Annotated in this window: 17 protein-coding genes and 1 tRNA gene; 5 read left to right on the top strand and 13 right to left on the bottom strand. The window is 64.9% G+C overall.

Annotation, left to right across the window (positions count from 1 at the left end; all coding sequences use genetic code 11):
• Positions 1-131 precede the first annotated feature (131 nt).
• From KYC_RS23075 to KYC_RS23020, 12 genes are all read right to left on the bottom strand, one after another.
• Positions 132-1,340 (bottom strand): pectate lyase family protein, encoded by a 1,209-nt coding sequence (locus KYC_RS23075; protein WP_008166996.1) that lies wholly within the window; start codon positions 1,338-1,340, stop codon positions 132-134.
• Between the two features lie 11 nt (positions 1,341-1,351).
• Positions 1,352-3,271 (bottom strand): Vi polysaccharide transport protein VexE, encoded by a 1,920-nt coding sequence (locus KYC_RS23070; RefSeq protein WP_008166994.1) that lies wholly within the window; start codon positions 3,269-3,271, stop codon positions 1,352-1,354.
• Positions 3,264-4,436, bottom strand: coding sequence for a KpsE/RkpR family capsule polysaccharide export protein (locus KYC_RS23065; RefSeq protein ID WP_008166993.1), 1,173 nt, complete (start codon positions 4,434-4,436; stop codon positions 3,264-3,266). Before KYC_RS23065 ends, KYC_RS23070 begins: the two co-directional genes overlap by 8 nt.
• Positions 4,417-5,133: a hypothetical protein gene (locus tag KYC_RS23060; protein ID WP_008166991.1), complete on the bottom strand. Its 717-nt coding sequence runs from the start codon at positions 5,131-5,133 to the stop codon at positions 4,417-4,419. The genes KYC_RS23065 and KYC_RS23060 overlap by 20 nt, the downstream gene beginning before the upstream one ends.
• 9 nt (positions 5,134-5,142) lie before the next feature.
• Entirely contained in the window at positions 5,143-6,483 is a 1,341-nt protein-coding gene (locus tag KYC_RS23055) for an ABC transporter permease (RefSeq protein ID WP_008166989.1), read from the bottom strand.
• Positions 6,484-6,490: 7 nt separating this feature from the next.
• Positions 6,491-7,645, bottom strand: a complete 1,155-nt coding sequence (locus tag KYC_RS23050; protein WP_043519129.1) for a polysaccharide biosynthesis/export family protein — start codon at positions 7,643-7,645, stop codon at positions 6,491-6,493.
• 43 nt (positions 7,646-7,688) lie between these two features.
• Positions 7,689-9,746 carry a glycosyltransferase gene (locus tag KYC_RS23045; protein ID WP_043519114.1) on the bottom strand — a complete coding sequence of 686 codons (2,058 nt, stop codon included), beginning with the start codon at positions 9,744-9,746 and terminating at the stop codon, positions 7,689-7,691.
• Positions 9,743-12,223, bottom strand: coding sequence for a hypothetical protein (locus tag KYC_RS23040; RefSeq protein WP_008166983.1), 2,481 nt, complete (start codon positions 12,221-12,223; stop codon positions 9,743-9,745). Before KYC_RS23040 ends, KYC_RS23045 begins: the two co-directional genes overlap by 4 nt.
• A gap of 38 nt (positions 12,224-12,261) precedes the next feature.
• Positions 12,262-13,521: a nucleotide sugar dehydrogenase gene (locus KYC_RS23035; RefSeq protein ID WP_043519113.1), complete on the bottom strand. Its 1,260-nt coding sequence runs from the start codon at positions 13,519-13,521 to the stop codon at positions 12,262-12,264.
• A gap of 653 nt (positions 13,522-14,174) precedes the next feature.
• A tRNA-Pro gene (locus tag KYC_RS23030) sits at positions 14,175-14,251 on the bottom strand.
• A 150-nt stretch (positions 14,252-14,401) separates the two neighbouring features.
• Positions 14,402-15,367: an octaprenyl diphosphate synthase gene (gene ispB / locus KYC_RS23025; protein WP_043519112.1), complete on the bottom strand. Its 966-nt coding sequence runs from the start codon at positions 15,365-15,367 to the stop codon at positions 14,402-14,404.
• Positions 15,368-15,546: 179 nt separating this feature from the next.
• The gene (locus tag KYC_RS23020; RefSeq protein ID WP_008166976.1) at positions 15,547-16,716 is read right to left on the bottom strand and encodes a fumarylacetoacetate hydrolase family protein; all 1,170 of its coding nucleotides are present in this window, start codon (positions 16,714-16,716) and stop codon (positions 15,547-15,549) included.
• A 124-nt stretch (positions 16,717-16,840) separates the two neighbouring features.
• On the opposite strand from KYC_RS23020, the gene KYC_RS23015 reads away from it, so the two are divergent.
• The 5 genes from KYC_RS23015 to proB all read left to right on the top strand — a co-directional run bounded on the left by KYC_RS23015 (position 16,841) and on the right by proB (position 20,996).
• A complete protein-coding gene (locus KYC_RS23015; RefSeq protein ID WP_008166974.1) occupies positions 16,841-17,599 on the top strand; it encodes an IclR family transcriptional regulator in 759 nt (252 codons plus the stop codon).
• Between the two features lie 257 nt (positions 17,600-17,856).
• On the top strand, positions 17,857-18,168 hold the full coding sequence (rplU, locus tag KYC_RS23010; RefSeq protein ID WP_006216228.1) for a 50S ribosomal protein L21: 312 nt from the start codon (positions 17,857-17,859) through the stop codon (positions 18,166-18,168).
• Positions 18,169-18,202: 34 nt separating this feature from the next.
• Entirely contained in the window at positions 18,203-18,463 is a 261-nt protein-coding gene (rpmA, locus tag KYC_RS23005; RefSeq protein WP_006216229.1) for a 50S ribosomal protein L27, read from the top strand.
• A gap of 202 nt (positions 18,464-18,665) precedes the next feature.
• Entirely contained in the window at positions 18,666-19,802 is a 1,137-nt protein-coding gene (gene obgE / locus KYC_RS23000; protein WP_008166967.1) for a GTPase ObgE, read from the top strand.
• Positions 19,803-19,859: 57 nt separating this feature from the next.
• On the top strand, positions 19,860-20,996 hold the full coding sequence (gene proB / locus KYC_RS22995; protein ID WP_008166964.1) for a glutamate 5-kinase: 1,137 nt from the start codon (positions 19,860-19,862) through the stop codon (positions 20,994-20,996).
• On the opposite strand, the gene KYC_RS22990 is transcribed toward proB, so the two are convergent.
• On the bottom strand, positions 20,993-21,643 hold the full coding sequence (locus KYC_RS22990) for a winged helix-turn-helix domain-containing protein (RefSeq protein ID WP_008166963.1): 651 nt from the start codon (positions 21,641-21,643) through the stop codon (positions 20,993-20,995). The two genes, proB and KYC_RS22990, sit on opposite strands and share 4 nt — an antisense overlap.
• Positions 21,644-21,753 lie beyond the last annotated feature (110 nt).

Here is a 21,753-nt window from a genome sequence, read left to right as displayed (position 1 = left end):
TTGGCGCCACCGCGCAGTCCGTTCCTGCCTGGAATCCGCACCTGCAGATGCGGATAGCAAGCTTCATTCCTTTGCTGCCAGAGAACAATCAGACGTGTCTGAAAATGATGGGTCTCACACGCTGCCGGGCATCATTTTTCGCAACCCGCGCCCGTCCGAGACTCGGGCAGCGGGGTATCCCCGGAGGTATTGCCCGCGAACTTCCGGATTTTCTCGGCCAACTCCTTGGTCGGTTTCTCGTAGCCGTAGCAGTAAGGCGGGATCGGCGCCGCCTCCGGGCGGTAATCCTGCAACACCGGCTTCGCATCGCCAAGGTACAGGTTGTCCTTCAACCGCAGGAAGGCCTTGTAATCGCGGGTGTAGCCGTGCTGGGCCTTGCGCTTTTCATAGGCGCCGCGATCCGACTCGCCGTTCTCCAGCGCGCTGCGCTTGGGCGCCACGGGGATATAGCGGCAGTAGTTCACATTGATGCCTTCCACCGTCGGAAAGAACTCGGGCTCCACGCACTGGCGCTGCGCGTCGTTATTGAAGATGTTGCCTTCGACCAGGGCCTTGGCTTCCAGGCTGAAGCTCATGCCGTAGAAATCCCAGTTTTCCACCAGGTTGTTGAACAGATGGAACGTGCCGAACTGCGCCCGGGGATTGCGCTGCACGGTGTTGAAGAAATAGTTGTGATGCAGCGTTACGCGCGCGATCGAATCGCGGTCGTAGTTATGAAAGAGATCCTTCGAGGTAATGTTGTTGAGCAGCATGACCTTGTTCGAGTTGTGGAACTTCGTCCACGAGATCGTGACGTCGGTCGAACCGTTCTTCACGTTGAGCAGACGGTCTGACATCCGCGACAGGTCCATGTGGTCGACCCATACGTCGCGGCTGTTGTTGGCCACGTTCACGGCCTGTGTAAGCCGGTTCAGGCGTCCGTCTATGGTCAGGTGCGTCAGGATGACGTTCTGGACGCCATAGACGCCCAGGCCGTCGTCGATCAACGCCACCCGTTTGCCGCGCCCGTCTATGGTGGTATTGGACGGCACGCGCAACTGGGAATCCAGGACGATGGTCATATCGGACGCGAAGCGTATCCACGTCGGTCCCTTGCGGGCCTGCTTCAGGGCGGCGCGCAGCGTCCCGGGCCCCGAGTCCCTGTCAGAGGTAACCTCGACGAACTTGCCGCCCAGCCCGCCGGTGGCCTTGGCGCCATAGCCTTCGCGCTGCTGCAGCAATTCGGCAACGAAGGGGCACTGTTCATCCGGCGTGGCGCACTGCCCGCTGGCCGCCGCCGCGCCGCCATACAGGCCGGCCAGCGCCATCAGCCAGGCCGAGATCTTCTTTCCTGCACGCATCCAGACTGCTCCTACTCTTGAGCGGAGCGATCCGCGGACGTGACGTGGCGCCAGATGCCGCCGCTCAGGCGCAGGTTCTCCGGCGCGCTCGCCAGGTGTTCACGAAGCCGTTCGAAGTACGCCTTCTGCCAGCGCTGCGCATAGGCTTCGGCATCCTCGCCCGGATTGGCCGCCGGCAGCATCTCCAGCGTGTAGGCGACCTGGCCATTCTCCCAGCGCGGCGCGTAGAACACCGACGGCACGCCCAGGCGATGCGCCAGGTGGGACGCGAAGCTGGAATAGGTGACGTCCTGCCCTTCGAAGGTCGTGCGCGGCGCGGCGGGATTGGCGGCGCCGTCGATGGCCAGGCACAGCACATAGCCGCCGTTGATCGCGCGCATGCACGCCTTGGCGACCTGCGCCTCGGTCTGGTCGGCGGTGGAAATCAATGCGGCGGAATAGCTGCTCTGGGCGATGCTGGGCGCCGTCGCCAGCCAGCGCGACGGAATGCCCACCAGTTCCAGGGCCATCAACCCGGCATACATGGGGCCGACGTGCGCCGTGGCGACAACGACGCCGCGTCCGGCCGCCAGCAGCGGCGCAAAGAAGCGTTCGCCGGTGTCGAGTTCGCCCAGCAGATGCATCGCCTCTTCGACGTCGTCCTCGCGGCATTCCAGCCAGTCGAACAGCAGATGGTCGATCATGTGGCCCCAGCGCGCCCGGCGCTCCCAGGCCGCCCGATCAATGGTCTTGTCGCCGCGCATCGACCACGCCCAGTCCAGGCGCGCCTGCGGGATGGGCGCGGTATCCAGCCTTTCTTCCATGCGGGCCAGGGCTTCCTGGAACGTGCCCGGAAGCAGCGCGCCGCGCCGGGCGACATATTGCTCGAACAACGCCTCCGCCTCGGCCTTGCGGCCCGCCTGCGACAGCGCGCCGATGGCCGAGCGCTGCCACAGCAGCTTTTCCGGGGATTTCTCCACCAGCTTCAACAACTGATCCGCCGCGTCGTCGTACTGCATGGTGTAGCGCAGCGCCCGTGCATACAGACCGCGCGTCTGCTCCAGTTCCGGCGCCAGTTCGATGGCCCGCGCCAGCGGCGCCACCGATTCCTTGTAGCGCCCGGCGCGCAACAGGGTTTCGCCATAGAGCGTCAACAGCCTCACGTCCGCCGGCGCCGCCTTCAGCCCCGCTTCGAAATGCCCTACCGCATGCTCCTTGCGATCCGCTTCCGTGCCGCGGCGCAGGTGCGCAAGCCCCAGCGATGAACGCAGGGCCGCGCAGTCTTGGCCCGCGCGCAGCGCAGCGTCGCCCAGCCCGATCGCCGCCACGTTGCGGCCGTCTTCCATCAGGGCGCGCACGGCCATCGTGGCAACGCGCTCGTTTGGCAGTTTGTCGGGATCCAGCGCGGCGGCGATGCCCGCCGCCTCGGCCGCGTCGCCGTTGCGCACGAACGCCATCATCCAGGAATGCGCTTCGCCCGGCTCGCTCCGGGCCAGCGCAAGAGTCGTCCGGGCGACGTCAGCCGCCTCGGCCACGCGGTCGGCCTGCACACGCAGTTGGATCCGCGCGGCATGCAGCGCCACATTGCCGGGCTCAATGCCGGCAGCGGCGTCCGCCTCGGCGATCGCCCGATCCCACTGGCCCATGCGGCCGAGCACGCTGGCGAGCAGGCGGCGATCGTCGGCACGCTCGGGATAAACAGCGATCAGCACGCGCAGCGCGGCGACCGCGGGCGCGAACCGCGTTTCTCGCATGTAAGGCGCTACCAGCAGCCGGCGGACATCGCGCCAGCCGTCTCGGGTCTGCCGCAGCGCAGGCTCCAGCTCGGCCATATCGCGCTCGGGGTCGTCCGAGGCCAGGATCCGAGCAATGACTTCACGCAGGCGCGCGGTGGCTTCCCGCGCTTCGGCGCCGGCCGCCGGCCGGCTGCTTTCGATAACCGTGTCAACCATGACGCAGCCCCCTCAACAAAGCCATCGCCACGCGAGCGATGAACATGAGCACAAAGCCCAGCGCCAACGCCTGCAACAGCAGGATGCCCGTGCGCGGGCTGCTGGGCCGGTCCGTGGGAACCGGCTGCGCGATGATGGACAGATACCGCTGCAGGCGCAGCGCGTCCGTCATCGCCTGCTGGTACGACTGCTGCGCCAGCGTCAGGTTCGAATCCGCGAACACCTGGGCGTTGCGCAGCGCCTCGTAAGACTTGAGCTGCTTGGCTTCCGTATTGCCGTCTCCGCTCAACCGGTAGCGCACGGATGCGAGCCGCTTCTTCAATGCCGCGACCTGCGTCTGGGCGGGCTTGAGCATGAAGTGGTCCTTGTTGCCCAGCGCCCGGATCTTATCCAGATTGATCTGCGCGCTGCTGAGTTCACTTTCAAGCTGGCTCGACAGATTCAGAAGCATCGACACCGTGGCGGTGGGGTCAATGTTTCCATGCGTCGTGCGCCATGCCGTCAGCGCGTCCCGAGCCGCCAGCGCCTTCTCCTCGGCCAGCTTCATCGACTCTTCGCTCACCTTCAGCTTGTCGGCGACGCCCTTCATGTTCATCGAGCTCACGAATTCCTCGGCCAGGCCGATCAACGCCTTGGACAGCGTGGCAGCGTCCTCCGACGAGAACGCGCTGACGCGCAGCACGTCGATCTGTTCCAACGCATTGAACGAAACTTGCACCGACGCCTGATAGGCGCGATACAGGTCATCCTCGCTGGAATCTTCCGAAAGGCGATTCAGCGGGTCCAGGCCGGTATTCGCCAGATAGCGGCGCAGGCCGACCTTCTTGTCGAGCTGCTGCATGCTGTCGCGCGACTTCAGGAAGTCGGCCACCGCCCAACCGTCCACGAAACCGCCGAGCATGCCGCCCGAATTTCCGGTGGTAAGCAGGCTGGCCGCCGCGCCCGCGCCGCCTTGCTGGCCGGATGCCGACTGCACGAAAAACCGCGATTCCGCCTCATAGCGCGGCGTGGCGACGAAGCTGACATAGAACAGCGCCAGCGCCACCGGCGCCAAGACAATCAGCGCGTTGATCCAGCGATGGCGGCGGCGCTCGCGCAGGGCCGACTGGCGTTCGCTGCGCCGGCGCTCGATCTCGGAGCCGCCCTCAGAACCCGATCTGGCCATCGTCGAAGCCGCCTCCGAGGACGTCGTCGCCTGTGCCGGAGTCGCTCCGAGATCGTCGCGGGGGGTACTTGCGGAGGCACTGGTCGAGGTCGTCTTCGATGCTGAGCGCACTTCGTTCATAGATCAAGCCTTTGAAGCAGTAGTCCGCCAACTGATTCTGGCGGTAACTGGAGAAAATGAGTGTCCGGCCCACCAGCCGCTCTTCGAACAGAGCAAGCCAGAGGCGGGTGAAGCGGCAGGGTTCGAAAGGAATGGTCCCTTCGATCACGTAGACGTCGAACGCCGGCGCAAGCGCCAGTGCGAACGAAAATTCCTGCCGTGCGTAGAGCGGCCAATGCTCCATGGGCTTAGCCAGGCATTTGGGGTCGCTGATCAGGTCCGCGACCAGTTCGTAGGTCGCGTCGGGGTCGATCTCGTACATTTCGCTGACGAAGTCGATCATGGAGAGGCCATTCGCCTTGCCGCGGATAAAGCCTTGCCGGCCGATCGCCCAGGAGACGTTGCCATCGTGCTTGACGAAGCCCTGGCGCGGCGGACGCAGGCAGCACAGCACGTCCACCAGCTGGCGATGCATTTCCGGCGCGGGCGACAGCAAGGCGTAGCGCCCGGCCGGAATGTCGAGATTGGCGTTGGTCAGCAGCGGCTGCCTGCTGCCGAAGGCATAGGGTTCGTCGGTGACGCCATTGAGATGGATCATCTTCCTACCTCACATCGGCTGGACATTGGGGCGCGCCAGTCGCTCGGCGATCAGCGCGACCACCATCAGGAACACCAGCGAGGTCAGGAAGTAACCCAGACTGGCGTCGTGCGACTCGTACGCCTGGAAGTACACCGAGCGCAGCAGCTGCATGCCATGCGCGAACGGCGACCAGAGCATCCACGGACGCAATTGCTCAGGAAATTGCTCCGACACGAAAAATACGGCGGCAAAGATCTGCAGGAAGCGCTCAATGATCGGCGCAAGCCGAAGAAAGAAGTGCCAGTAGGTCGCAATCGACCCGAACAGCACCCCCATCGCGGCGCCACAACATCCCATCAGCACAACAAACAGAATGAATCCCGCCCAGCTTTGCGGCAGCGTGATCAGACCGATCGCGTGGCCAGCACTGATCAGGACCCCGAACACCACCAGATACACCGACACATAGATAAGCGACTGCACCAGCGCGCACATCAGCGGCGTCACGCCCTGGAAATTCAGAAGGCCGCGGGCAGACACGTAGGCCGTGCTGCTCCGGAAGGCGATCTGCCGGAACATGATCCAGGTCGTCGCGCCCAACAGCGAGAACGTCTGCACATCCATGCCCAGGATGTAGTGCGTGCCCATCAGGATGTACAGCGACGAAATCAGCGTCAGCAGCACCACGGGGCCGACCAGCGCCCACACCAGCGCGATGCGGCTCTCGCCGTGCATCACGCGCAGCTGGTAGATGAACATCGCCATCAGCGTGCGCCCCACAGGGCGGGCCTTGCCGGCCATCTCCGCCGGGTGCGACCCGTGCAGAAAGCGCAGCCGGTCCCGCAGGATCGCCAGATCGCCCGTCTCGTCGCGCCCAACCTCGATTTCCAGCGCGATATCGTTGCGCGACGCGTGGCGCCGCGCCTCGCGCGCCTCGTCCTGCTTGCGCCTTTCCGCGCGCCGCGCATGCGCCGCGGCCAGGCGCTCGTCCTCGGCCACCAGCTTGGCCGGCATGTAGCCCGGCGCAAAAACCTCCACGCCCGCGCGGATATCCTGCTCAAGCAGGCGCACGATGATGCGCAGGCGCCGCCGGGAAAAGTCGGCAACGTTCTCGTCGACCTCGCTGCGCGCGATTTCAGACTCAAGCTCCGCCTGCACAGCCTCATACACCGCCCGCCGGGCCGCCACGGAATCGTGGGGCTCGCCCTGCAGGCGGGCGAGCAGCGGCTTGAGCAGGACGGCCGGCGTGGCCTTGGCCTCGAACAGGGCGGCTGGATCCAGCCGCCAGTCGGCGACGCCGGACCCTACCGTGTAGTTGCTGCTTTTCCGGCGCGAGCGCCAGCCTTTGATCCGATCCTCGTTACTCATCGACACGCTATTGCGAGATGCCGGACGAGCCGCCCGAGTCGCTGTCGATGGCCCGCGTAGCGCTGAAGCCCGCGCTCATCGTGACGCGGAAGGCCGACAGCACCTTCTGCACCTGCGTGAACGGCGCGTCCGAGATGTAGATCGCCTGGCCTTCATGCACCGTGAATTCGCGCGCCAGCGCCACCTGCTCCGGACGGGTCAGGTCGAACTGATAGACCACGGGCAGCAAGTCCGGCTTGCCTTCCGCGCCGGCCTTCGCGGGCGTAAACAGGAACACGGAACGCGGATCCGCCAGCTTGTCGTCCAGGCCGCGGGAATCTGCCAGCGCATCCAGCACGGTGTAATTGCGCTTGCTGATGGCCACGCGCCCCTGGGTGCCGGCCGCGCCCAGCACGGTCAGGAACTCCTTGGAATCGTAGGCGGTAATAACATCGCCCGACCGCAACAGAATGTCGTTGTTCTGGTTGCGGTAGATATCCGACAGCCGCACCGAGGCCACCTGATTGTCGCGGCGCAGGCTGATGATCATCTGCTCGGGATTCTCCTGCACCGGCGCCGCCTGCGCCAGCGCGCTGCTCAGGCGCTGGGCCGTCTGCGTGATGGGATACATGCCGGGCTTGGTCAGGTTGCCCTGCACCGTCACCACCTGTCCGCGCGCGTCCGCGGCGCGCGTCACGCTGACGTCGGCGCCGGACACCAGCTTGCTCAAACGCTTCACCACGCTGTCGTGCAGCTGGCCGAGGGTCTGGCCCTCGGCCCGGAACTTGCCGATGATGGGGAAGGAGACATTGCCGGAACGATCGACGACCTGGTTGCCCAGGTCGCTCACGCCCGACGGATCCGCCGCAAAAACGCCCAGGCCGCCGCGCTCCCACACTTTCACGTTGATACCGTCGCCGGGCACCAGGCGGTCAAAGCCCGCCTCGGTCAGGTCGCGGTAGCGCACGGGGAAGTCGGCCACCTCGGGCACCCTGCTCTTCTGCGCGAGTTCGCGCGACACGGGCATCACGATGACGTCCTTGTCATCGTGAGCCCCCGTCATTTCACTGAGCATCGGGCCGGACCGTGGGAGCTGGCAACCCGTAAGTGTCAGCGCTGCAAGCAGCAGCATGGCAAGCGTCGCGTGGCGCCGCACACCCAGGGCCGGGACGTTCATTAGCATAGGTTCCTTCAGCTTCAACACTTTAAAAAAGAGCAACTGCGAATCACGCCTGCATCAGGCGCTTGGGTGCGACGTCGATGCGCTCGTCGTTCTCGGACTCGGTCATGGCGGGCATGCAGATGCTCATGAACTTGGTGAGCATCGCGTCAAGCGAGAACAGCTTCTGAGCCCGCTGACGGCTGTTCGCCCGCAGGTCCGCATTGCTGCGTACCTGATCCACCATGTTCAAGACCTTCTCGCACGCTTCGTGCATGTCGGGATGATCAACGCAGCTCAGCAGATGGCCCGTCTCGTTCTCGACGAAGCACTCTTCCGCGCCGCCCGCCGGTGTGGAGATCACGGGCACGCCCAGCAGTTGCGCCTCGATCAGCACGTTCGGCAGCCCCTCGTAGCGCGACAGCAGCACACTGGCGTCCATCTGCGAATACCAGTAGCCCACGTGATTCGACAGCCCGACCAGCAGCAGCCGGTCCAACACGTCGTGCTCCTGCGCCAGTGCCTCGATGTTCTCGCGCAGCCGGCCGTCGCCCACGATGAAGAAGCGCGCCTGTGGCCGCTCCTTCAGGTAAAGCGCCGCCATCTTGATCCAGAGCTGGGGACGCTTGTCCGGCTCCAGGCGGAACACGCCGCCGATCGTTTCCGTGGCGTCCTTGGTGCGCTCATGGAAGGCTTCCCACTTTTCCTTGTCGGCTTCCGACGCGTCGGTCGCCAGATCGGGCACGCCGTTGTAGAGGATGTGGAAGCGCTCCAGCGGCAGGTCCAGCCACTCGGCATACGCTTCCGCGGCCTTGCGGCTATTGCTGACGAACACCACGCCCGGCACTTGGGCCAGCGCTTGGAACAGCTCGGGATACTCTTCGCGGAACCGGTCCTTGCGGATGTTCGGCGGCAGGCCGCGGAACACCAGGTGGATCGTCGGCGTGTCGGCCAGTAGCGCCGCCAGCGCACCAAAAAGGCACGTGCCGTCCTGCCACAGGCTCACCACGTCGAACCGGTTGGCGCGCAACACCGGCGCCAGCCGCGTCACGCCGTAGTGCACGGGCGGGGGCAGCTGCTCGAGCAGGCGGCCCAGGCTGCCTTCCGGCACGGACTGGTGCGCCACCGAGATGGCCGGCAGGCGGTTGATTTCCGTGACGGGAATCCGCGCCTTGATGAGCACCGGCAGGAAGAAGTCGTCCTGCTTCTTGGGCGACCCGGACGGCTCGGTGTGCTGTTTGACCAGCACCTCGACCTTCTTGGGCCGCATGAGGATGTCGGGCGGCTGCTGGTCCGGCGACGCGGCCAGACGGGTCAGTTCGCCCGCCAGGCGGGTCAGCTGGCGCTCGGCGCCGCCGGGTCCCAGGCTGCCGGTCACCAGCGCCACCGAGACGGGCTTCTCCGGCGTGTTCTCGGTAATCGTGCGGTTGCGAAAATGCAGGATTGCGTGCTTCATCGACACGATCCGCACGTCCTTGCCCGCCAGCGACTCTTCGGATTCAAAGCGCTGGTAGAACGCGTAGTCGCTGGCCAGCCCCTCGGCCAGTTCGGCCGCCTTGCTGCCCGGCGTCAGGTGCTTGGCCACAGGCGCGATCGCATCCCACGCGTCGGCCAGGAGGCCACGCTTGCGCAGACGCTTGGCAAACTCCACGCGCATGTTGCGATCCGTGTGCTGCGAGATCAGACGCCGGAACAGCGCGTCGGACTGCTCGTGCGCGCGGATGTCGCTCAGCAGCTTCGCCCGGGAAAACAGGCGGTCAGGATTCGTCGTATCGGCCGGCAGGTGACGGTCGACCAGCGCCATGGCTTCGTCCAGGTGCCGTTCCTTCACCAGCCGCGTCGCGCAATAGCGCACGATCTGCAGGTCTTCCGGGCATTCCTCGAGCAAGGTTGCCCATTGCTCGGCCATGCCCTCGTTCAGGCCCGCCGACTCCTGCAGGCGAAGCACAAGGAAGCGGATTGTCGAGTCTTCCATGTGATCGCGGGCAAGCGTCTTGGCCCGCGCCAGGTTTTCCTGAGCGACCTGAACCCGCCCCGATGCCGCAACGATTTCCTCCAACTGCGCTTGAACTTGCTGAAGATCGGACTTGGCGTCCACTCGCTCGGTAATCAGAGGTGGATTCATGCTGCCTTTCTCCGGTTGATCTTCTCGATCCAGACAAGGCAGCGCTCGATGTAATGGTCGTACTGCGCCGGGTTCTCGGAACGTTCCTGCAGCTTCTTCCAGTACGGCAGGGCCTGTTCGAAGCGGTGCAGACGCATGGCGCCCACGGCGGCCAGGCGCAGGCCGATGGGATCATCGGGCACGAGGTTCACAATGCGCTCGCCCAGGGCCAGGCGCTCGGTCGTGCTCGACGATTCCAGCGCGCGCGCTTCGGCGTACAGATAGGCCAGGATGCGACGCTTCTCGTGATCCACTTCCGGCATGCCGGGCCACGATTGGGCCACGCGGTCCAGCAGGTTCCAAGCGCCCTGATGGTCCCCTTCGGACAGGATCTGGCGCGCGCCGCGGATCGCGCGCGGCCCCAGCCTGCCCAGCTGACGCTCCGCTTCGTCGCGGGCGCTCTGGTCGGCGGACGAATGGGCCAGCACGCCCTTGTAAGCGTCGATGGCTTCGCCGTACCAGCCGCCGTTGAACGCGACGCGGGCAAAGTGCAGCTTGGCGCTGAACGGGGCAGCGTCACCGGTTGCGGCCTGTTCCAGATGGCGCATCGCGGTCTTCTTGTCGCCCAGCGCGTCGGCGGCGCGGCCGCGCATCGCGTGCAGTTCGGGGAAGTCCACGTTGGTGTCGATGGCCAGATTGGTCAGCTCGATCACTTCCTTGTGGTTGCCCGCCACCAGCGCGGCGCGAACGCCCAGACGCATGGCGCGTTCGAACGCGCGCTGCGCCCGCGCACCGGCCAGCGCGTCGGGATTGAGCAGGCGGTGCGCGCAAATGCGCTCTGCCGCGTCGCGCAGGCGTCCTTCCTCCAGCGCGCGATTGCCCTCATCGGCCCAGGTCGACGACTGCGTCTGCAGCCACGCGCTGATCTCCTCCTGCTCGCTCTTGGCCAGGCTGCAAGACGCCGCCAGCGTTGCCGCGGCCATGATGCAACCGCGCCACGAGGCTTCCTTGACCAGTTCCAGGGCGTCGGCATCCTCCAGCAAGGGATGCTCGCCGGCCAGGTCGCGCAGCGCGTCGCGGTCGCCAGCCAGCAGCCGGTCGCGCCACAGCACCGCGAAGCCGCGTCCGTAGTTCGGAATCACCGCGCGGACCTCATGAACCCAGCGGATGGCCGCTTCCATGTCGCCCGCGGTCTGCAGCAGCGACAGCACCGTGTCGGCCGCTTCCACCGCCGTCGCGTCCTGCGGCGAGGAAATGCGGAACAGCTGCTTCCAGTTGCCCAGGCTTTCGTCGACGTAGCCCAGGTGGCCCGCCGACACCGCCGCGATGCGGACGATCTCCGGCGTTTCGATCTCGTCGCCCAGCAGGCTTGCCGCCAGCGAGTAAGCCGCCTCATGACGACCCAGCTTGAACTCGTTTCGCATCAGGATCAGCTCGGCCTTGCTGCCCGAGGCCAGGGCGCCGTCCGTGCCGCCCAGCAGCGCCAGCGAGCCTTCGTAGTCGCCCAGCTCTTCCTGGAAACGCGCGAACAGCAGCACGTGGTCGGGCATGGCGGGATAGCGGCGGAGCACGTCGCGCACGCGGCGCGAAGCTTCGCGCAGATCGCCCGAATCCCAGAGCTTTTCGATGCGCTCGACGCTCTCGTCGGCCGCAAGCTTGGGGACCGAGGGTTGCGGGGTGGACGTGCTCATGCGCGGACGCATGAAATTCTTGTACCAATCGGTGTACAGGCGCTCGGCGAAGACCGGGGTGTAATGCGTCAGGTCCAGCCCGCCGTCCTCCATCGCGTCGGCCTGGCCGATCTTGTTCATCAGCGGCGTCGGGTCGTAGCACGGCACGCCGATGCGCTGGGCGGCGGCGGTCACGGCCGCAATCAGCTGCGCCCGCTGTTCGATGGTCACGTTGTCCGGCGTCGTGGCGTTGACGTGCGTGACGAACACCACCTTGTCCCGGCCCAGCAGCTCGACGAGCTGGCGCATTTCCTGCTCGATCTCGTCGTCCGTCTGGTCGCGCTTGACGATGCGGGCGAGCAGGTCGCGGTCGTCCGGGTTCAGGCTCTTGAAGACCGGATCCTGGTCCAGCAGGGCGCGACGCTCCGCAAGCCGGTCGGCGTTGGCCATGGACCAGAACTGGCGGGTGCGCGCCCGGTCAGCGAAGAACTCGCTGAAGTAGCGGACCAGGTAGTTGGACTGGATGGGATAGCCGTCAATGGCCAGGAGCTTGCGCGAGGACAGCTCGACCATGTACAGATCGGCCGGCTTGTGCGTGCCGCGGCGGGCCTGCTCGCCATTCGAGGGGCGGAAGATCAGGCGCTGGACGTCGGCGGGGATGTCGGCCTGGTCGAACATGAAGCGCGCCTGCTGCAGCGCTTCGGCGGCGGTGTGCACGAAGCCGTAGTTGCGGCCCAGTTGCAGTTTGATCGGGTAGCGTCCCACGGCATCGCGCAGCGGCGTATGGATGCGGCAGGTTCCTATCGGAGCGATGGTAAAAGCAGTCATTCAGGGTCTCTCCTGTATTGATGGGCAACGACCTGAACTTAGAGAGTCCAGTACAAGAGGTCGGACGGCAGGCGCTTGGCGTCCAGGACGGACTTCAAGTCGCACACCATGCCGCCGTTCCTGACCAGTTTCGGCAGGTCTTCCCAGATGGAGTCCATGGTTTCGCGATGCGGCACCGCCAGGATCAGGACGTCCATGTCCTGGAACTGGTCACGCTCGACGAGCTTGATGCCGTATTCGTGCTCCATCTGCTCCGGATCGACCATCGGATCGCACGCAACCGGCGTAATGCCGTACTGGCCGAGCGCGTTGTAGAGGTCGACGATCTTCGAATTGCGGATGTCGGGGACGTTTTCCTTGAACGTCATGCCCAGGATGCCCACGCGGGTCGACGCGTTCAGCCGGCCGCTGCGCGCAAGTTGCTGCACCAGGCGCGAAGCGACGTGCGCGGCCATGCCGTCGTTGATCCGGCGGCCCGACAGGATGACTTCGGGGTGATAGCCCAGTTCCTGGGCCTTGGACGTCAGGTAGTAGGGATCGACGCCGATGCAGTGGCCGCCCACCAGTCCGGGCGTGAACTTCAGGAAGTTCCACTTGGTGCCGGCGGCCGCCAGGACCTCCGACGTGCGGATGCCGACCAGATCGCAGATCTTCGACATCTCGTTCATGAGGGCGATGTTGATGTCGCGCTGGGTGTTCTCCAGCACCTTCGCCGCCTCGGCGACCTTGATGGACGAGGCGCGGTGCACGCCCGCGTCGATGATCTGTTCGTAGACCCCGGCAATCACTTCCAGCGATTGCTCGTCCTGGCCGGACACGATCTTGACGATTTTTTCGAGCGGATGCTCGCGGTCGCCCGGGTTGATGCGCTCGGGGCTGTAGCCCAGCTTGAAGTCGATGCCGCAACGCAGGCCCGAGACCCTTTCAAGCTCGGGGCCGCAGATTTCCTCGGTGGCGCCGGGGTGGACGGTCGATTCGAACACCACGATGGAGCCCGGACGCAGGACGGGGCCCAGCGACTGGCACGCGCGCACCAGCAGGGAAAAATCGGGATTGTTCTTCTCGTCGACGGGCGTCGGGACGGCAACCACGAAAAAGTCGCAGCCTTCCAGTTCCGACAGCTTGTCGGTGAACTGCATGGGGGAAGCAAGCAATACGTCGCGTTCGATCTCGCCGGTCCAGTCATCACCCTCTTTCAGCCGTGCGATTCTCCGCTTGTCCACATCAAAGCCGATGACATCAAAGCGCTTGGAAAATGCCACGGCCACGGGAAGGCCGACATATCCAAGGCCACACACTGCGATTCTCTTTACCACGGGGGGACCTCACTGTTTTCGTCGTGTCGCAGACACTAGAAATCGACACCCAACGGCATGTAAATCGACATCAAATCGAAATACGATTGCCGTATAGGGCGAACATATAGCTAAAAATGATTCGCTCAGCTCCCGGTTAAATCTGTTGGGTAGCGAGCCAGGGCATCGTAGAGGTGCCGCACAGCAAACTTTTTTCTAAAGATTTTTATTGCTGTGGAAATAAATCAGGACAACCCGTAATAAACCCGGGGAATCCCTAGAAAAATTACATTCATTACACAAACCGCAACAAGAAGGCGGTGTTGAATGTTAGCGAATGTTAAGAGTCGTTTTTCTTGGTCTGGTTTAACCAAACTGAAAAATCATTATTCCATTTCGCTATCTTATTTACTAATTTCGTAAGGCAATATAAAAAATCGCAGTGAAATGAATACGCGAGGGCCATTATCTTCAGCAAGCGGCATGCCCCGGATCGGCCTATATCCCCAGGCTTTGGACCTTAATACCCCCTCATGCCCAGGCCTGGGGGGATATCGGCGCGGAAAACAAATGCAAAAAAGCCGGCACGCTTGCGCGATACCGGCTTTCAGCCAAAGGTGTCGGGAAACACCTTCATGAATTCGACCACAAAGAAGTGGTCGGGGCGAGAGGATTCGAACCTCCGACTCCTGCGTCCCGAACGCAGTACTCTACCAGGCTGAGCTACGCCCCGATCTTTACAACTTATTCGGCGATGCTCAGTGCCGCCAAATACTTACTGCTTCTACTACTACTGCTCTTTCCGCTTTCGCCAGATCCGATTGCTCAGACCAGCTTTGTGAACCCTCGCTGTTTTGCTACCAGCATCGCTGCCCTTTTTTGGTCAGCGATCTCTATTCACCGCGAAAGCGCAGAATTCTAACAGAGAATTTTGAAAAGGGGAAATGGGGTAGATCGAAAGTGCTTGGCGGGCCAGTTCGGCCTCGGCCACGGCGGCCTGACGGGCGTGCTCCAGGGCATCCGTGGCCTGGATGGCGGCGGCCACGGCGGCGAAGTCGGCGTCGCCCGTCTTGATGGCGTCGCGGATCAGTTGCTGCTGCTCGGGGGTGCCCACTTCCATGACGCGGATCAGCGGCAGGGTCGGCTTGCCCTCGCGCAGGTCGTCGCCCACGTTCTTGCCCAGGGCGGCGGCGTCGCCGCTGTAGTCCAGCACGTCGTCGACCAGCTGGAACGCGGTGCCCACATGGCGGCCATAGGCGGCCGCGGCGGCTTCCTGCTCGGGCGTGGCGCCGGCCAGCACCGCTCCCACCTGGGCAGCGGCCTCGAACAGCTTGGCGGTCTTGTAGCGCACGACCTGCAGATAGCGTTCCTGGGAGACGTCCGGATCATGCACGTTCAGGAGCTGCAGCACCTCGCCCTCGGCGATCACCGTGGTGGCTTCGGACAGGATGCTCATGATGCGCATCGAGTCGGCCTCGACCATCATCTCGAACGAGCGGGAATACAGGTAGTCGCCCACCAGCACGCTGGCCGCGTTGCCGAACACGGCATTAGCGGTTTCGCGGCCTCGGCGCAGGTCGGATTCGTCGACCACGTCGTCGTGCAGCAGCGTGGCCGTGTGAATGAATTCCACCACGGCGGCCAGCAGTTGATGATGCGTGCCCTCGTACCCCAGGGCGCGCGCCACCATCAGCACCATGGCGGGGCGCATGCGCTTGCCGCCGGCCCCAATGATGTAGTCGCCGATCGTGCGGATCAGGACGACATCGGAATTCAACCGCTCGCGGATAACCGCGTCGACGGCTTTCATATCGTCAGCAATGGGGGCAATGAGCGCGGGGAGATTCAAGACGTATCCGACAAGTGTGAAGCGAGCCGCCTGACGGCTCTTACCGCTGGGCCCGCCAGCGGCGGCGGGGGATTCGACCACGGATTATACGGGGAGTGCGGGGGAAATCCGGACGGGCCTGCCGGAAGCGGCAAGGCCCGGCCCGAGCCGCCCCGCCGGGGTCGCGCCTACGCGCCGGATCAGCGTCCGTGGGGCAGGAGGCCGCGGGCGGCAAGGTTGGCGTACAGCGCGCGCACACCAAAGGTCCAGGGCGGGATTTCCGTCGAAAGCCGCAGCTCGTTGACCAGCGCGCCAAGGCGCTCGGAGGCGATGATGACGCGATCACCCATCAGGTGGGTAAAGCCCGTGCCCGGCCCCTTGCGGTCCTTGCTGGGCGAGAACATGGTGCCCAGGAACAGCATGAAGCCGTCGGGATACTGGTGGTGCGCGCCGTGGGTCTGGCGCACCAGGTCCAGCGGATCCCGGCTGATTTCGCGCATGTGGCTCACGCCGTCCAGTTCGAATCCGTCGGCGCCCTCGATGCGCAGCGACACGTCCGCGCCGCGCACGCTGTCCATCGTGAAATCGCCATCGAACAGCCGGATGAACGGGCCGATGGCGCAGGATCCGTTGTTGTCCTTGGCCTTGGTCAGCAACAAGGCGCTGCGACCTTCGATGTCGCGCAGGTTTACGTCGTTGCCCAGCGTGGCGCCCACGGCCTCGCCGCGGCTGTCGACCGCAAGCACGATCTCGGGTTCGGGGTTGTTCCACTGCGACTCAGGCAGCACGCCGATGCGCGCGCCAAAGCCCACCGACGCCATCGGCGGCGTCTTGGAAAAGACTTCGGCGTCGGGGCCGATGCCGACCTCAAGGTACTGGGACCATTGGCCGCGCCCGACCAGTTCCGCCTTCAGCCTGACCGCCTCGGGCGATCCGGGGCGCAGCCGGGACAGGTCGGAGCCGATCAGTGCCCGCATCCGCACGCGGATTTCTTCCGCGCGGCTGGCGTCGCCGCCGGCTTCTTCCTCGATCAGGCGCTCCAGCAGGCTGATGGCGAAGGTGACGCCCGCCGCCTTCACCGGCTGCAGGTCGCAAGGGGCCAGCAGCCGCGGCCCGTCCGCGCCTTGCAGCGTGGCGGCCATCAAGGATTGCACATCGCCCAGGGATTCCCCCTTGGCCTCGCGCGCCAACGCCACCCGGTCCGGGTGGTCGAGCAGATCCGATACGGTGGGGGCCGCCGCGGTGATATCCACCACCTGGCCGCCGCGCACCACGACCACGCTGGGGCCATCGACCGGCGCGGGACGCCAGACGCGGCCCACCAGCAACGCCTGCGTAAGATCGGCAGGCAATAGGCTGTCTTGATTCATGAGTCTCCTCGCTCCGTGCCCTATGTTCGGCATTCTGTCTTGCGGTGCAAGGCAGTCTAGGGGACTTCATTTATCATGTCCAACATCATGACTTTCTGTCCAACCTATTGGAATTCATCGCTTGATGGCCGCTGACTACGACGTTCCCGCCATCCGGCGGACCCATGACATCCTGCGGGTGCTTTCCGACCGCCCCACCCCCGTCAAGGCCGCCGAGCTGGCCCAGGCCTGCCAGCTGCCCAAGAGCACGCTATACCTCCTGCTGGACTGCCTGGAGCAACGCCGCTGGATCGAGCGCCGGGACGGCGGCTACGTCATCGGACTGGAACTGATGGCGCTGGGCTCCGCCTACCTGCGCCACGACGGCCTGCAGCCGGCGTTCCGCCAGGCTGCGGGCGCGTTCGTGGCCCGCAGCAACGAGGTCGTGCAACTGGCGGCGCTGGACGGCTTCGACGTGGTCTATCTGGCGCGCGAAGACGCGCGCCGGCCGGTCAGGCTGGTGTCGGACCTGGGCTTGCGGCTGCCCGCCCACGCCTGCGCGCTGGGCAAGGCTCTGCTGGCCAGCCTGCGGCCCGAAGAACTTGCGGCCTGCCTGCCCGGCGCCCTGCCCCGCGTCACGGACCGCACGATCGCCGATGCCGCCGCCCTGCACCGCGAGCTGGACAGCGTGCGCCAGACCGGACTCGCCCAGGACCAGGAAGAGGTCGCCACCGGCCTGGTCTGCTATGCGGCCTATGTTGGCGTCACGCCGCTGGGCAAGCGGGTGGCGGTCAGCACATCCATCCCCACCGACCGGCTCGACGACGCCCACCGGCATGAAGTCATGGAGGGCATCCGCCGCGTGGCGCGGGACATCGCGCTGCGGGTGATCCCGGGCGGCTGAAGCCTGCACGCCACACCTAAGCCCTTACGCCGCAACAGCTTTTTGACTTTCGGAAAGTCCCAGGCTAATATCCTGGATTCGGTCAGCAATGCCCGAATTACGTCGGTTGTTTACGCCAAGCCACTTGGCAACTTAGCTTGCAACGAAGTCTGCAGCTTCGGAGCCCGGAAATTCATAGGGCGCCCGCCAAGGCGGCAACCTTGCCCAGCAGGGCAGGCAGCGTGAACGAACCCATTTACCTATTTAAGGAACACCCCATGTACGCGGTCGTAAAAACCGGTGGCAAGCAGTATCGCGTTGCCGCTGGCGAAAAACTCAAGATAGAACAGATACCGGCTGACATTGGGCAAGAAATCACCCTGGACCAAGTGCTGTCCGTGGGCGAAGGCGACCAACTGAAAGTTGGCACGCCCCTCGTCTCCGGCGCTGTGGTCAAGGCAACGGTTCTTGCGCAAGGCCGCCACGACAAGGTCAAGATCTTCAAGATGCGCCGTCGCAAGCACTATCAGAAGCGTCAAGGCCACCGTCAGAACTACACCGAAATCCGCATCGAAGCCATCACGGCTTAAGAAGCGACTCGGTACCACTTAGCAGGAGCTAAACATGGCACAGAAAAAGGGCGGCGGCTCTACGCGAAACGGACGCGACTCAGAATCGAAGCGTCTGGGCGTCAAGGCATTCGGCGGTGAACTGATTCCCGCTGGTTCGATCATCGTGCGTCAGCGCGGCACTCGCTTCCACGCTGGCGTGAACGTCGGCATGGGCAAGGACCACACCCTGTTCGCGCTGATCGACGGCAAGGTTCAATTCGGCTTCAAGGGCGCGTTGAACAAGCAGACCGTTTCGATCGTCGCTGCCGAGTAATCGGACAGCAAGGCCGCGGACGCCGAGTCCGCTGGCCAACACGGTCAGGAACGCGGTCCGCCGCGTTCCCGAACGGCAAAAGCCCTGTCGCGTGCGGCAGGGCTTTTTTGTTTCAAGGCAATAGGCGAGTAAGCTCTCGTTTGCCTCCCGGCGGTTCCCCATTTCCGGACGTCCGCCCTCACCCACTACACGCGCATACATCATGAAATTCGTAGACGAAGCCACCATTGAAGTGGTCGCCGGCAAAGGCGGCAATGGCGTGGCGAGCTTTCGCCGCGAAAAATTCATCCCCAAGGGCGGACCGGACGGCGGCGACGGCGGCCGCGGCGGCAGCATCTTCGCGGTGGCCGATCGCAACATCAATACGCTGATCGACTTCCGCTACGCGCGCCTGCACCGCGCCAAAGGCGGCGAAAACGGCCGCGGATCCGACCAATACGGCGCGGCCGCTCCGGACATCACCCTGCGCGTGCCCGTGGGCACCGTGATCCATGACGCCGAAACCGGCGAAGTCCTGTTCGACCTGAACAAGCACGACCAGAAGGTCGTGCTGGCGGCTGGAGGCCAGGGCGGCATGGGCAACATGCATTTCAAGTCCAGCGTGAACCGCGCTCCCAAGCAGTGGACGCCGGGCAAAGAAGGCGAACACCGTTACCTGCGCATGGAATTGAAGGTGCTGGCCGATGTCGGCCTGCTTGGCCTGCCCAATGCCGGCAAGTCCACGCTGATCACGCGCATTTCCAACGCAAAGCCGAAGATCGCCGACTATCCCTTCACCACGCTGCATCCCAACCTGGGCGTGGTGCGCACCTCGCCGTCGCGCAGCTTCGTGGTGGCCGACATTCCGGGCCTGATCGAAGGCGCCTCCGAAGGCGCCGGCCTGGGCCACCTGTTCCTGCGCCATCTGGCGCGCACCCGCGTGCTGCTGCACCTGGTGGACGTGTCCACGCCGGACCCGGACGCCGATCCTGTCGAGCAGGCCGTCGTGGACGCGCGCGCCATCGTCGAGGAACTGCGCCGCTATGATCCCGAACTGGCCGCCAAGCCGCGCTGGCTGATCCTTAACAAGCTGGACATGGTGCCCGATCCCGAGGACACCAAGCGCCGCTTCCTCAAGCTCTACGACTGGAAGGGTCCGGTGTTCGGCATCTCCGGCCTGTCGGGCGAAGGCACCCAGGACCTGATCTACGCGCTGCAAGACTACCTGGACGCCGAACGCGAAAAGGAACAGCTGGCGCAGGACCAGGCCGACGGCACCTACGTGGCGCCGGACCCGCGCTTCGACGACACGCGCACCGATGCCGACAAGCCGGCCGCGCCGCGCGGCAGCGACGAATAAGCCATAATCGCTGTCCCTACGATTACGTCTTTACTCGCGCCGCAGCCGGCCCCCATCATGTCTGCTGAATCACCCGCCGTTTCCGTCGTCACCAACGCCCAGCGCATCGTCGCCAAAGTCGGCTCATCGCTGGTCACAAACGAAGGCCGAGGCCTGGACCGCGCGGCGGTCGCGCACTGGGCCGCCCAGATCGCCGCCCTGCACAAGCAGGGCAAACAGATCGTGCTGGTGTCCAGCGGCGCCATTGCCGAAGGCATGGCGCGGCTGGGCTGGCGCAAGCGCCCGTCCGTCATGCATGAACTGCAGGCGGCGGCGGCCGTGGGCCAGATGGGGCTGTGCCAGGCCTACGAGGCGGCATTCGCCGAATACGGCCTGCGCACCGCGCAGATCCTGCTTACGCACGAAGACCTGGCCGACCGCCACCGCTACCTGAACGCCCGCAGCACCCTGTTTGCGTTGCTGCGTCTGGGCGTCGTGCCGATCGTGAACGAAAACGACACGGTGGTCACCGACGAGATCCGGCTGGGCGACAACGACACGCTCGGCGCGCTGGTCACCAACCTGATCGAAGCCGACACGCTGATCATCCTGACGGATCAGCGCGGACTGTACGACTCCGATCCGCGCAAGAACCCGCAGGCCAGGTTCATGTCGCACGCCCAGGCTGGCGATCCCGCCCTGGAGGCCATGGCGGGCGGCGCCGGCAGCGGCATCGGCACCGGCGGCATGCTGACCAAAGTGCTGGCCGCCAAGCGCGCGGCGCACAGCGGCGCGCACACGGTCATCGCGTCGGGCCGCGAACGCAACGTGCTTACGCGCCTGGCGCAGGGCGAGTGCATCGGCAGCGAACTGCGCGCCGTTCTTCCTGTGTGGTCCGCGCGCAAGCAATGGCTGGCCGACCACCTGCGCCTGCGCGGCCGCGTAGTGCTGGATGATGGCGCGGTGCAAGCGCTGCTGCGCGAGGGCAAGAGTCTGCTGCCCATCGGCGTGACCGACGTGGAAGGCGAGTTCGGACGCGGCGACGTCGTGGCCTGCGTGGACAGCGAAGGCCGCGAATGCGCCAGGGGCCTGATCAACTATTCGTCGGCCGACACCCGCCGCATCCTGCGCCAGCCGTCTTCGCAGATCGCGCGCATCCTGGGCAGCATGACCGAACCCGAGCTCATGCACCGGGACAACCTGGTGGTGCTTTAAGGGGCATCCGCGCGCGGGGACGTGGCGACGCCATAGGGCAGCAAGATATAGCCCCACCCGCGCACCGCCAGCACCGGCAGTTCGATATTGAAACGGCGCGCCTTGGTGCGCAGCCGCGACACAACGACATCGACCCGCCGCGCGCCAGCCCGCGGATCGCTTGCGACGTTGGGAAAGAACCTTTCGCGATGCAGGCAATGGCCAGGGGCATCGAACAAACGCACGAAAAAGGCGCGTTCGCGCACGGTCAGCGGCAGACGTTCGCCGGCGGGCCCGGCCAGCGTGCGTTCCGGTCCCAGGACTCGCCATGCGGACGCGCCGCGATGCCCGCGCCGATACAGGCTGCGCAGCAGGGCGTCCCATTCAAGCGCTTCCATGCCGGCCGACGCGCAGGCATCCACGCCGGCGTCCAGGGCCGCGGCACGTTCAGCCCCGCCGACGTTCCATGCCTGCCAGACCACGGCAAGGCCGGGCACGGTGTGGCGCAGCAGGGCGACAAAATCGGGCAAGCCGGGACACGGGCCGCGCAGCACCACCACGTCGGCGCCGTAGCGCCGCAGGTGCTTGCGCAGCCCCGGCAAGGAAGCGACGACATGGACTTTCCATTGGTACTGGCGCAGCGCGGCAGCAAAATTCTTACCTGCCATTTCATCAGATTGCACGACGAGTACGCTGCCACGCTCCCGCATGAGATTGCCTTTGCAAGTTATCACCTAAGTAATATTTATAGCCACCAAAGTGACAGACCTGCAAGCTT

This window comes from Achromobacter arsenitoxydans SY8, from assembly GCF_000236785.1.
Taxonomy (GTDB): Bacteria; Pseudomonadota; Gammaproteobacteria; order Burkholderiales; family Burkholderiaceae_B; genus Achromobacter; species Achromobacter arsenitoxydans.
This window is presented reverse-complemented; position numbering and strand designations above follow the sequence as displayed.

Excerpts from the sequence above, each read along its gene's own strand:
- KYC_RS23075 (WP_008166996.1), bottom strand. The coding sequence starts at position 1,340 with ATGCGTGCAGGAAAGAAGATCTCGGCCTGGCTGATGGCGCTGGCCGGC.
- KYC_RS23070 (WP_008166994.1), bottom strand. The coding sequence starts at position 3,271 with ATGGTTGACACGGTTATCGAAAGCAGCCGGCCGGCGGCCGGCGCCGAA.
- KYC_RS23065 (WP_008166993.1), bottom strand. The coding sequence starts at position 4,436 with ATGGCCAGATCGGGTTCTGAGGGCGGCTCCGAGATCGAGCGCCGGCGC.
- KYC_RS23060 (WP_008166991.1), bottom strand. The coding sequence starts at position 5,133 with ATGATCCATCTCAATGGCGTCACCGACGAACCCTATGCCTTCGGCAGC.
- KYC_RS23055 (WP_008166989.1), bottom strand. The coding sequence starts at position 6,483 with ATGAGTAACGAGGATCGGATCAAAGGCTGGCGCTCGCGCCGGAAAAGC.
- KYC_RS23050 (WP_043519129.1), bottom strand. The coding sequence starts at position 7,645 with ATGCTAATGAACGTCCCGGCCCTGGGTGTGCGGCGCCACGCGACGCTT.
- KYC_RS23045 (WP_043519114.1), bottom strand. The coding sequence starts at position 9,746 with ATGAATCCACCTCTGATTACCGAGCGAGTGGACGCCAAGTCCGATCTT.
- KYC_RS23040 (WP_008166983.1), bottom strand. The coding sequence starts at position 12,223 with ATGACTGCTTTTACCATCGCTCCGATAGGAACCTGCCGCATCCATACG.
- KYC_RS23020 (WP_008166976.1), bottom strand. The coding sequence starts at position 16,716 with ATGAATCAAGACAGCCTATTGCCTGCCGATCTTACGCAGGCGTTGCTG.
- KYC_RS23015 (WP_008166974.1), top strand. The coding sequence starts at position 16,841 with ATGGCCGCTGACTACGACGTTCCCGCCATCCGGCGGACCCATGACATC.
- rplU (WP_006216228.1), top strand. The coding sequence starts at position 17,857 with ATGTACGCGGTCGTAAAAACCGGTGGCAAGCAGTATCGCGTTGCCGCT.
- rpmA (WP_006216229.1), top strand. The coding sequence starts at position 18,203 with ATGGCACAGAAAAAGGGCGGCGGCTCTACGCGAAACGGACGCGACTCA.
- obgE (WP_008166967.1), top strand. The coding sequence starts at position 18,666 with ATGAAATTCGTAGACGAAGCCACCATTGAAGTGGTCGCCGGCAAAGGC.
- proB (WP_008166964.1), top strand. The coding sequence starts at position 19,860 with ATGTCTGCTGAATCACCCGCCGTTTCCGTCGTCACCAACGCCCAGCGC.
- KYC_RS22990 (WP_008166963.1), bottom strand. The coding sequence starts at position 21,643 with ATGGCAGGTAAGAATTTTGCTGCCGCGCTGCGCCAGTACCAATGGAAA.